Source organism: Kitasatospora sp. NPDC059747 (genome assembly GCF_042732955.1).
In the GTDB taxonomy this organism is placed as follows: Bacteria; Actinomycetota; Actinomycetes; order Streptomycetales; family Streptomycetaceae; genus Kitasatospora.
This window is the reverse complement of sequence record NZ_JBHWGV010000156.1, coordinates 7,122-18,324: the sequence shown is the minus strand read 5'-3', so window position 1 is coordinate 18,324 and position 11,203 is coordinate 7,122. Positions and strand designations below refer to the sequence as shown.

The following is an 11,203-nucleotide window of genomic DNA, read 5'->3' as shown; positions in this document are numbered from 1 at the left end:
GATCGTTGGCAGTCTGAAAATCACCCGTCACGCCCCTCTCCGCGGCCACCCCCTCCGCCACCCCCTCCCGCAGCGCACCCTCTCGCTGGGGAGGGTTTGGGGGGAGGGGGGTGGTTGGGGTGGGTGCGTTGGTGCGGGGTGGTTCGGGTATGGGGATCGGTTACGGGGTGACGGCGATGGCCGTGGCCAGGAGGCCGTCGCGGACTGACCAGCGGCCCTCGAAGCCGTCTATGCGGCGGGTGCCGACGATCGGGCCGGGGACCAGGAGGCGGGCTGTGAAGGTGCCGTCGGGGGAGAGGACGAGGTCGGCCTCGCTGGTGTCCAGGAACTTGCCGGTCAGCGGGAACCACGCCTTGTAGACGGACTCCTTGGCGCTGAACAGGATGCGGTCCCACGGGATGTCGGGGCGCAGCAGCAGCATTGAGGCGATCCGCTTCCGCTCGTCGGGGAGGGAGATGATCTCCAGTACGTCGTCCGGGAGCGGCAGCGCGGGTTCGGCGTCGATGCCGACGGAGGCGAGGTCGGTGGCGCGGGCGACGACGGCGGCGCGGAACCCGTCGCAGTGGGTGAGGCTGCCGACGACGCCGTCCGGCCAGCTCGGCGCGCCCAGGTGGCCGGGGATGATGGGGCGGTAGGCGACGCCGAGGCGGGCGAGCGCGGCGCGGGCGCAGTGGCGGGCGGTGGTGAACTCGCGGCGGCGCTTGTCGACGGCCTTGGCGATGACGGCGGCCTCGGCGGGTTCGAGTCGGGCCTCCGGCGGGTCGTTGTAAGCGACTTCGGCCGCCACGACGTCCGGCAGCAGGTCCCCGATCAATGCGTCCTCCCCTGGGTCGGTCGCGCGGGCCCCGCCGCGTCCTGTCGAGCCTAACGCGGCGGGGCCCGTGGGAACCGGGACTTGGCGATCTTGGCGGCTATTCGAAGGCGGCTGCCGCCGCTTGCAGTGCCCGGGCGACGGTTTCCGGGTCGTACGGTGCCGGGTCGCCGGGCACGTAGGTCACCGAGTGGAGGGCGCCGGTGTAGCGGAAGGAGCGGTGGCGTTCGTGGACGGGCCAGGAGACCGGGGACTTGCGGTCGACGCCGACGCTGATGCCCTGGAACGGTGCCATGCCGATGAGTTGGTGGACGGGCCCGAGCCGGCCGGTCTCCGCGCCGTCGACGTGCAGGCGGAACAGCCACTTGAGGTCGGCGACGGCCTCGGCCGCGACGGTGACGAGCCGGCTGCCGGCCGGGAGCGGTCCGGCGTCGGTCTCGTGCAGCTCGCCGTACTGGTTGTAGGCGAAGCGGAGGCGGCCGTCCTCGACGTAGAGGCTGTAGCCGCCGCCCTGGTCGCCGTGGGAGACGAGCACGCCCTGGTCGCCGTCCCGGTGGTCGTCGAGGGCGACCTCGATCGTGAAGGAGCGGAAGGAGATCAGCCGGGAGGAGCGGTAGCGTTCCAGCTCGGGGGTGCCGGGCAGCAGCGTGACCGGGCGCCGCAGGCGTTCTGCCTCGGGCCCGCGCAGGGCGAGGGCGCCGCTGCCGTCGGCGAGCGGGAAGACGCCGTTGCGCCAGGCGGCGGCCTCCCAGGCTTCTGACAACTCCTTGACCAGGGCGGGGTGTTCGGCGGCGACGTCGTGGATCTCGGTCGGGTCGGTGCGCAGGTCGTACAGGGCCCACTCGCCGTCGTCGTACGGCGTGCCGGGGCGGTGCAGCGTCACGAGCTTCCAGCCGTCGCGGTAGTAGCTGCGGTTGCCGGTCATCTCGCAGTACTGCTCGGAGTGCGTACTGGCGGCGCCGCTGTCGCGCAGGACGGAGGTGAAGCTGATGCCGTCCAGGGACTGCACTGGTTGGTGGCTTCGGGTCGATGGCCGGTCTACGGCTGCGAGTTCGAGCAGCGTCGGCAGGATGTCGGTCACGTACTGGTACTGCGTGCGGACGCCGGTGTCGCCCTCGGTGCGGGGGAGGCCGGCGGGCCAGGAGAGGACGAACGGGACGCGGACGCCGCCCGCGTACGTCTGGCCCTTGTAGAAGCGGAACGGGGTGTTGGAGGCCATGCCCCAGCCGCGCGGGTAGTGGACGAGGCTCTGCGGGCCGCCGATCAGCTCGATCTCCTGCTCGACGTCCGGGTTCCAGTCGTCGGGGAGGTCCGGGTGGTGGACGAACCGGCTGAAGTAGCTGCGGGTGCCCTCCGGGCCGCCCTCGCCGGTGCCGCCGTTGTCGCTGGTGAACACGATGATGGTGTTGTCGAGTTCGCCGAGGGCGGCCAGGGTGTCGGTGAGCCGGCCGAGGTTCTGGTCGACGTTGTCGACCATCGCCGCGTACACCTCCATGTAGCGGGCGTACAGCTTCTTCTGGACGTCGGTGAGCTCGTCCCAGGGGCCGACGTCGTACCCGGCCTCGGCGTTGCGGTCGGGCAGTTCGGTGCCGGGCGGGAAGTGGCCGGCGGCGAGCTGGCGGGCGAAGCGGGCGGCGCGCAGTTCGTCCCAGCCGCCGTCGTAGCGGCCCTTGTGGCGGGCGAGGTCCTCGGGCTTGGCCTGGAGCGGGCCGTGGACGGCGTTGTGGGCCAGGTAGAGGAAGAAGGGCTTGTCCTCGTCGTGGGCGCGCAGGGACTTGACCATCGCGATGGCCTGGTCGGTGACGTCGTCGGTGTAGTAGTAGCCGTCGGGGAACTCGTCGATGTCCAACGGGCTGTTGTCGCGCACGAGTTGGTGAGGGTGGAACAGGCTGGTGAGGCCTTCGAGGACGCCGTAGTACTGGTCGAAGCCCTTCTGCAGCGGCCAGTTGGCACGGTCGTCGGCGGCGCTGGAGGCGGAGTCGCGGGTCAGGTGCCACTTGCCGACGGCGTAGGTGGCGTAGCCGGCGTCGTGCAGGAGTTCGGCGAGGGTGGGGATGTCGCCGGCGACCTCCATGCCGTAGCCGGGGAAGCCGGGGTCGGCGTTGGCGACGAAGGAGTAGCCGACGCGGTGCGGGTTGAGGCCGGTGAGCAGGGCCGCGCGGGCGGGCGAGCAGAGCGGCATGGTGTGGTAGTTGGCGAGTTTGACGCCGGTGGCGGCGAGCCGGTCGAGCGTGGGGGTGGGGATCTCGGCGCCGAACGGGCCGATGTCGCTGTAGCCCATGTCGTCGATGAGGACGACGACGATGTTCGGCGCGCCCTCGTGCGGGCGGACGCGGGCGGGCCAGGCGGGGGTGGACTCGCGGAAGGTGCGCCCGACGGTGCCGGGGAAGCCGGCGTACGGGTCGCGGCGGTGCGGGTCTGGAGAGGTGGTCACGCGGTGCTCCGGGTGGTGGGCCGGGCCTCGTCCGGACGGGGGACGGCGGCCAGGAGTTCGGCGGTGTACGGGTGTTCGGGGTTGGTGACGACGCGGTCGGCGGGGCCGGTCTCGACGATCCGGCCGCGGTGCATGACGGCGATCCGGTGGCTGACCCGGCGCACCACGGCGAGGTCGTGGGCGATGAACAGGACGGCGAGGCCGAGTTCGCGCTGGAGCCGGGTGAGCAGGTCGATGACCTGGGCCTGGATCGAGACGTCGAGCGCGGAGACCGGTTCGTCGCAGATCAGCACGCGCGGTTCGGGCGCCAGCGCCCTTGCGATGCCGATGCGTTGGCGTTGGCCGCCGGAGAAGGCGCGCGGGTGCCGGTCGGCCACCGCCGGGTCGAGGCCGACCTGGGTGAGCAGGTCGGCCACCCGGGCGGCGCGCGCGGCGCGGTCGCCGAGGCGGTGGGCGACGAGCGGCTCGGCGACGATCTGTCCGACGGTCATCCGGGGGTTGAGCGAGGAGTACGGATCCTGGAAGACCATCTGGATCTCTCGACGGGGCGTCCGGCCCAACGGTTCGCCGCCGTAGCGGATTTCACCGGCCGACGGGGCGTGGACCTGGACGAGCGCCTTGGCGAGCGTGGACTTGCCGGAGCCGGACTCGCCGACCAGGCCGAGCGTCTCGCCGGGGTGCAGCACGAGGTCGACGCCGTCGAGGGCGGTGACGGACCGGCGGCGGGAGCCGTAGGTCTTGCGCAATCCGTCGACGGTGAGCAGGGGTTGGGTGCCGGGGGTGCTGTTGGCGGCGGCCGTGGAGGGTTCATCGAGGCGTGGCACGGCTGACAGGAGTTGTCGGGTGTAAGGGTGTCGGGGGTCGGTGAGGATGTCGGCCGTGTCGCCCTGCTCGACGATCCGTCCCGCCCGCATGACCAGGAGCCGGCGGCAGGTGCGGGCGATCACGCCGAGGTCGTGGCTGATCACGACGAGGGCGGTGCCGCTCTCGCGGTTGATCCGGGCGAGCAGGCCGAGGATCTGCTGCTGGACGGTCGGGTCGAGCGCGGTGGTGGGCTCGTCGGCGACCAGCACCTCGGCGTCGTGGGCGAGCGCGAGGGCGATCATGATGCGCTGGCGCTGGCCGCCGGAGAACTGGTGCGGGTGGTCGCGCAGGCGGTCGGCGGCGTCCGGGATGCCGACCAGGTCGAGCAACTCGACGGCGCGTGCGGTGCGTTGGGCGCGCGGCAGCGAGCCGTGCGCGCGCAGCGCCTCGTCCAGCTGCCGGCCGATGGTGAGGACGGGGTTGAGCGAGGACATCGGGTCCTGGAAGATCATCGCGATCCGCTTGCCCCGCAGCGCCCGCAGCCCGTCCTCGGGAAGGCCGGCGAGGTCCTGCCCGGCGAGTTCGACCGAGCCCGTGGTGATCCGGCCGCCGGGGGGCAGCATGCGGAGCAGGGCGAGGGCGGTCGTGGACTTGCCGGAGCCGGACTCGCCGACGATCCCGAGGGTGTCGCCGGGGGCGAGGCCGAAGCCCGCGCCGTCGACGGCCGGGGGTTCGGCGGCGGTTCGGGTGCCGTCGAACTCCACGGTGAGGTCGGTGACTCGGAGCACGGGCGTCATCGGCGGATCCCCCGGTTCAGGGCCTCGGCGAGCAGGGTGAAGCCGAGCACCAGCGCGGTGGTGGCGGCGAGCGGCCCGGCGGCGAAGGCGGGGTGAGTGGCGAGGTAGGCGACGGACTGGCTGAGGATGCTGCCGAGGGTGGGCTCGGGCGGCCGGACGCCGAGGCCGAGGAAGCTCAGCGCGCCCTCGATGAACACGCCGACGGAGAGGGCGACGGCGGTCTGGACGATCAGCGGGTCCACGGCGTTCGGGACGACGTGCCGGAGGAGGACCCGCCGCCGGGTGGCGCCGCCGACGCGTGCGGCGACCGCGTAATCGCGTTCCCGCTGCACCAGGATCCCGGCGCGCAACTGGCGCCCGAAATAGGGGATTTCGGCGATCGCGATGATGACGACGACCGGCCAGCGGCCCGGTCCGAGCACGGCGGTGACGGCGAGCCCGAGGATCAGTCCGGGGAAGGAGAGCAGCAGGTCGAAGGCCCGCTGGGCGGCGAGGTCGGCCCACCGGGAGGTGGCCGCGAGCAGTGCGAACGCGCAGCCGAGGAGCGCGCCGGCCGGCACGGCGAGCAGGACGATCCCGAGGTCGGCGGTGATCCCGTGCAGGACCCGGCTGAACAGGTCGCGGCCGAGGTCGTCGGTGCCGAGCGGGTGTCCGGCGCCCGGCCCGGCCAGGGCGAGCGGACCCTGGGCGTCCGGGTCGGCGTCGGTGAGCAGCGGGGCGAGCAGTCCGGCGAGGGCGGGCAGGCCGACGAGGGCCAGTCCGGCGAGGCCGCGCCAGGTCGACAGGCCTGTGAGGTAGCGGTTTCGGCCAAGCGGAAGGGTGGTGGTGGTCATGGGGTCACTCCCAGCGGACGCGCGGGTCGAGCCAGGCGTGCACCAGGTCGGTGAGCAGCTGGACGGTGACGTAGACGGCGACGACGAGCAGCAGGAGGTCCTGCACGACGGGGTAGTCGCGGCGCGCGACGCCCTGCTCGATCAGCTGGCCGAGCCCGGGCCAGGCGAAGATGCGTTCCACCAGGACGGCTCCGGCGATGAGCTGGCCGATCTGGAGGCCCAGCACGGTGACCGCGGGCGGCAGCGCGTTGGGCAGGACGTGCTGCCAGAGGATGCGCCGGCGGGAGACGCCGAGGGCGGTCGCGGTGCGGACGTAGTCCTCGGCGAGGGCGCGCTCGATGCCGTCCTTGAGGTAGCGGGCGAGGATGGCGGCGCTGGGCAGGGCGAGGCAGACGGCGGGCATGAGGAGGTACTGGACGGCCAAGTCCGGTGCGTCGAGCAGGGATTCGTGGCCACCGGCCGGGAGGATCCGGAGCGAGACGGCGAAGACCAGCACCAGGAGCACGCCGGTGACGAACGGCGGGACGGCGAGGACGGCGGTCGTCACGGCCCGGACGGCGGCGGCGACCGGGCGTCGTCCGGTGGTGGCGCCGAGGACGGCCAGCGGCACGGCGATCAGCACGACCAGGAGCAGCGCCCCGGCGGTGAGTTGGACGGTCGCGGCGATCCCGTCGCCGATCAGGTCGGCGACCTGCCCGCCGATCGCGTAGCTGGGCCCGAGGTCACCGCTGATCAGGTGCCCGAGCCAGCTCAGGTACTGGCCGAACAGCGGCTGGTCGAGCCCGAGTCGGGCGCGGATGGCGGCGACGGCGGCGGGCGAGGCGTCCGGGCCGGCGAGCGTGGTGGCCGGGTCGCCGGGGATCAGCCGGAGGATGAGGAAGACGAGGAAGGAGGCGAGGACGAGGACGAGCAGCCCGCTGGGGAGCCGTTTGAGCAGGAAGGTGCGCACGTGCGGCTCCATCAGGCCGTGAGGTGGGCGTCGTCGAGGTTGAGGTAGCTGTACTTGTTGAGGGTCGCGCCCTGGACCTCGCGGCCGGCGACCTCGACGAGTCCGGCGATGGCGAGGTCGATGACGAACGCCTCGTCCAGCAGGACGTCGGTGATCTGCCGGTAGAGGGCCGCGGCCTCGGGGCCGTCGCCGGCGGGGCGGTTCCAGGCCTTCTGCACGATGTCGGTGTAGGCCGGCGAGGAGAAGTGCGAACTGTTCTTGGCCTCGTTGAACGGGTAGGCGCTCACCGCCAGGGTGGCGGGCTGGAGTTGGGCGAAGCCGTGGCTGAGCGTCCACAGCGCGGGCATGGTCTGGGCGATGAGCTGCTTCTGCATGGTCGGCGAGTCGGTGGGCTGGAGGACGAGCTCGATGCCGACCTGCTTGAGGTCGTACTGGAGGATCTGCGCGATCGCGGTCGAGCCGGGGTCGGCGGTGTGCGCGAACGGCAGGGTGATCGTGCCGAGCCCGGCTTCCTTGAGCAGCGCGCGGGCCCGGTCGGGGTCGTGGTGGTAGTGGGCGGCGTCGGCGTCGCCGTACGCGGGTGAGGACTTGGGCCAGGGGACGGAGGAGACGGTGCCGTAGCCGCCGAGCGCCTGCTGGACGAAGCGGTCGCGGTCGATCGCCCACGCGATGGCCTGGCGGACGCGCTTGTCGCCGACGTGCTCGGCGGTGACGTTGGCGCCGATGTAGTAGGCGCCGGCGCCGGTGTCGTACTGCTTGATCCGGAACTGCGGGTCGTCCTTGAGCGTGGCGACGTCCTTGCCGCGGACGTTGTAGGACAGGTGGGTCTGGCCGGTCCTGAGGGAGGACAGCAGGGATTCGGGCTGCGGGATGATCCGGATCTCGACGCCGTCGAGGTGGGGCCGCCCCGGGTTCCAGTAGGCGTCGTTGCGGGCGAAGGTGAGCGAGGAGCCGGGTTTGCGGTCGGTGAGGGTGAACGGGCCGGTGCCGATCAGCTTCGCCCCGGCGACGGCCTCCTCGACGGTGTCGCGATCCGGGATGATCATGAACTCGAAGAGGTCGAACAGATTGCTCACCGGGTGCGCGAGGACCAGTGTCAGCTCGAAGTCGCCGTTCTTGCGGAAGTCGGTGACGGTCGCGGCGGTGGACCGCAACTGGGCCGAGCGGACCGGGTTCTGGAGGTTCTGCACCGCGAACACGACGTCGTCGGCGGTGAACCGCCGTCCGTTGTGGAACCGGACGTCCTCGCGCAGCCGGAGCGTCACGCTCGTGCCGTCCGGGGCGACCTGCCACGAGGTGGCGAGCTCCGGCTGCGGGCGCAGTTGGTCGTCGTACCTGGTCAGCGTGTTGAAGACGAGCCGCTGGACGAGCGTGTTGGCGCTCTGGGCGAAGAGCAGGCTCGGCGTGACGTCGACGCCGGTGCCCACCGTCAGGACGCCGCCCTTGCGCGGGCCGGCCGAGGCGTCGGCGGCCGGGGCCGCCTGGTCGGCCGCCGACCGGCAGGCCGCGAGGGCCAGCAGGCCGGCTCCGGCGGCGCCGCCGCGCAGCAGGGCGCGGCGGGTGAGGCCGGGGGCGGGGGGAGTGGTGGATGCGGTCATCGGGTGGGTCCTTCGGTGCTGGCGCAGGGACGGCGGTGGGCGTGGGCGCGGGGTCAGGCGGCCGGTTCGAGGTCCTTGCCGAGCTCCTTGTCGAGTTCCTCGGCGGGGACGAGGCCGGCCACGCGCGGCGGGTCGACGGGCGCCAGGAGCCGGCTCGGCGTGCCGTCGACGCCGACCGGGAGGTCGCCGTCCAGGGTGATCCGGCGCACCAGGCGGGGCTCGTCGCCGTAGTCGTTGACGGCGTAGTGCTGGGTGGCGCGGTTGTCCCAGATCGCGACGTCGCCGACCTGCCAGTCCCAGCGGACGGTGTTCTCCAGCCGCTCGACGTAGCGCTGGAAGATGCCGATCAGCGCCCGGCCGTCGGCGCCGGAGACGCCCTGGATGCTCTGCGCGAACGCGCCGAGCAGCAGGGTCCGTTCGCCGGTGACGGGGTGCACGCGGACCACCGGGTGCTCGGTCTTGAACGCGGTGGAGACGAACACCTCGCGGAACAGCTTCGCCACCTCGGCGTTGTCCGCGAGCTCGGGGCGCAGGGCGAGGTTCGCCGCGTAGTCGTAGTCGTTGGTGTGGACGGCGCGCAGGCCGTCGGCGAGGGCCTTGAGCGGCGTGGGGAGGTCCTGGTAGGCGGCGGCGGTGTTCGCCCACACCGTGCTGCCGCCGGCCTGCGGGAGTTCGAGCGCGCGGAGGATGGAGGCCTTCGGGTAGGAGGGGACGAACGTGACGTCGGTGTGCCAGTTGTTGGCCCGCACGCCCTTCGTGGCATCGAGCTCGAAGACGTACCGGCCGTCGGCGCTGGGCACGGTGGGGTGGCCGACCGGGTGCCCCAACAGGCGGGCGAACGCCTCGTGTTCGGCGTCGTCGAGGTGCTTCTGGCCGCGGAAGAACAGCACCTTGTGCTCGTACAGGGCGGCTTCGAGGGCGGCCACGGTGTCGGCGGGCAGGTCGCCGCCGAGGCGGACGTCGTGGACGATCGCGCCGATCCGGCCGGCGGCGGGGGTGAGGCGGAGGTCGGTCATGGTGGATGTCCCTTCGAATCCCCTGGCGGGGACGGGTGATGGCAGCAGCGGCCCGTGGTCCGGGTACGGCTGGGCCGGGCGAGCGGGCGGGGTGGGGCGGCACGGCGGAGGGCGTGCGGGGAGCGGTCGGTGCGCTCGGGGGCCGGTGGGTGCGCCCGGAGGTGTGGGGCGGTCAGAGCGCCCGGGTGCCGCGACAACAGCGGCGGGCGGGGAGAGCGGCGGCGCGCGGGACGCGCTGGACGGCGGTGTGCACGGGCCCTCCTTCCGGCTCGCTGCGACGCGGTTCGGGGCTCATCGTGCTGAAGGCCGTGGGCCGATGTCAATCGGCATCTTGGCTGGTGGGAACGGGTGTTGCGGCGCTGTGACGGTGTGTTGCGGGATGTGTCGCGCGGTGGCGGGCGCGTGTTTCCGGGCAACGCGAAGCCGCCACCGGCGGTGTGTGCCGGTGGCGGCTTCGGTGGCGGACGCGGTCTACTGCCCCAGGAGCCGGGCGAAGTCCAGCCCGAGGCTGCCGAGCACCGGCAGTGCGCCGAGGTCGGTGACGGCGCCCACGGGGATGCTGTAGCCCTGGTTCACCTCGCGGACCTGGGGCGCGGCGGTCGCGGTCGCGGCGGTCGCGGCGGCGGGGACGGCGAGGGCGCCGAGGAGCAGGGCACTGAGCAGGGCGGTGCGCATGGGCGGGCCTCCGGAGGCTGGCGTGATGGCCTGACAACACCGGCGGCGGCGGTGTGGTCACGCGGCTTCGCCCCTTCGGCCGTATTCGTCATGATTCCCGACTTGTGTTCATGGCCGTACGGAGGCGGTTCGGTGAGGACCAAGCGCGCGTGAACCACCTTGCCCCCTGGGCACGTTGGAGCATAGTGAGAGCACCACTTCCTGCGGGCGCCCCGCCGGGTGCCCCCGACTCCGGGAGTACGGATGAGCCTCATGCCCCGCCGCACAGCCCTGAAGGCCGGTGCCGCCGCGCTCGCCGCCGGCGCGCTGACCGCCCCCGCCGTCGCGGCGGGCCGCGTGCCGCGCGCCGCGGAGGTCGACGACCGGGAGTGGATGGGCCGTCTCGACGACGGCCTCCCGCTGACCGGCTTGACCGTCCCGGGCACCCACGACTCCTGTTGTACGGACCCCCTCCACGGCACGGAGTGGTCGCACACCCAGAACTGGGGCATCCCAGACCAACTCCAGTGCGGCATACGGTTCCTGGACATTCGCTGCAACGGACTCGAAGGCACGGCGAGCGAGTTGGGGATCTACCACAGCGACAACTACCAGTACATCCGGCTCCAGGACGTGCTCAACCAGTGCACCTCGTTCCTGAGCGCGCACGCGGGGGAGGTCGTGGTGATGCGGATCAAGAACGAGTACGCGGGCGGCAACCGGCTCGACGCGGCCGAGTTCCAGCGCCGGATCGACTACTACCTGGACGACTTCGGCTTCCGGCGCTGGTTCTGGACGGACGCCCGCTGGCCCGCCCTGGGCGAGGCGCGCGGGAGGATCGTGCTGGTGGCCGACTTCGACAACCCGTGGTCGGTCATCCAGTGGTCCAGCGGCACCAACGACTGGTTCGACACCCAGGACCGCTGGGACGGCATCGAGAACTCCCAGAAGGCGCGGCTCGTCACGGCCCAGTTCGACAGGGCCTTCCTGGACCCGGGCGCGACGCGGATGTTCGCGAACTTCACCAGCTTCTCCGGCGGTCTTAACTTCCCGCGGCACAACGCCCGGTTCATCATGCCCGAGGTGTTCGCCTACCTCGATGCGCGGAAGGCCGAGCGGGCCCGGTTCGGCATCGTCCCGATGGACTTCCCCGACCAGTACCCGGCGATCCTCCGGCTGCTGATCGACAAGAACTTCGTGTGAGGAGCCCGGGCCGCGGGCCGGGGCCGGGGGGGGGGCGGGGTGGGGGGTGTGGTTTTCACCACTCAGAGCCCCCGCGACCGAACAAACACGCGGGGGGCGCGGGT

The 11,203-nt window shown here is 72.5% G+C and carries 9 protein-coding genes; 1 reads left to right on the top strand and 8 read right to left on the bottom strand.

The annotated features are described in order from the left end of the window. Window positions 1-160: 160 nt before the first annotated feature. From ACFV4G_RS39160 to ACFV4G_RS39125, 8 genes are all read right to left on the bottom strand, one after another. The gene (locus tag ACFV4G_RS39160) at window positions 161-814 is read right to left on the bottom strand and encodes a 4'-phosphopantetheinyl transferase (RefSeq protein ID WP_380447613.1); all 654 of its coding nucleotides are present in this window, start codon (window positions 812-814) and stop codon (window positions 161-163) included. Window positions 815-911: 97 nt separating this feature from the next. Beyond that, window positions 912-3,245 carry an arylsulfatase gene (locus ACFV4G_RS39155; protein ID WP_380447611.1) on the bottom strand — a complete coding sequence of 778 codons (2,334 nt, stop codon included), beginning with the start codon at window positions 3,243-3,245 and terminating at the stop codon, window positions 912-914. Further along, window positions 3,242-4,846 carry an ABC transporter ATP-binding protein gene (locus ACFV4G_RS39150; RefSeq protein WP_380447610.1) on the bottom strand — a complete coding sequence of 535 codons (1,605 nt, stop codon included), beginning with the start codon at window positions 4,844-4,846 and terminating at the stop codon, window positions 3,242-3,244. Before ACFV4G_RS39150 ends, ACFV4G_RS39155 begins: the two co-directional genes overlap by 4 nt. Next, on the bottom strand, window positions 4,843-5,679 hold the full coding sequence (locus tag ACFV4G_RS39145; protein WP_380447608.1) for an ABC transporter permease: 837 nt from the start codon (window positions 5,677-5,679) through the stop codon (window positions 4,843-4,845). The genes ACFV4G_RS39150 and ACFV4G_RS39145 overlap by 4 nt, the downstream gene beginning before the upstream one ends. Window positions 5,680-5,683: 4 nt before the next feature. Further along, a complete protein-coding gene (locus tag ACFV4G_RS39140; protein WP_380447606.1) occupies window positions 5,684-6,628 on the bottom strand; it encodes an ABC transporter permease in 945 nt (314 codons plus the stop codon). 11 nt (window positions 6,629-6,639) lie between these two features. After that, a complete protein-coding gene (locus tag ACFV4G_RS39135) occupies window positions 6,640-8,226 on the bottom strand; it encodes an ABC transporter substrate-binding protein (protein WP_380447604.1) in 1,587 nt (528 codons plus the stop codon). A 53-nt stretch (window positions 8,227-8,279) separates the two neighbouring features. After that, window positions 8,280-9,242 (bottom strand): TauD/TfdA dioxygenase family protein, encoded by a 963-nt coding sequence (locus ACFV4G_RS39130; protein WP_380447602.1) that lies wholly within the window; start codon window positions 9,240-9,242, stop codon window positions 8,280-8,282. Between the two features lie 471 nt (window positions 9,243-9,713). Next, complete coding sequence (locus tag ACFV4G_RS39125) at window positions 9,714-9,917, bottom strand: hypothetical protein (RefSeq protein WP_380447600.1); 204 nt, start codon at window positions 9,915-9,917, stop codon at window positions 9,714-9,716. Between the two features lie 243 nt (window positions 9,918-10,160). Here ACFV4G_RS39125 and ACFV4G_RS39120 point away from each other — a divergent pair, with 243 nt between their 5' ends. Continuing rightward, the gene (locus ACFV4G_RS39120) at window positions 10,161-11,099 is read left to right on the top strand and encodes a phosphatidylinositol-specific phospholipase C (protein ID WP_380447598.1); all 939 of its coding nucleotides are present in this window, start codon (window positions 10,161-10,163) and stop codon (window positions 11,097-11,099) included. Window positions 11,100-11,203 lie beyond the last annotated feature (104 nt).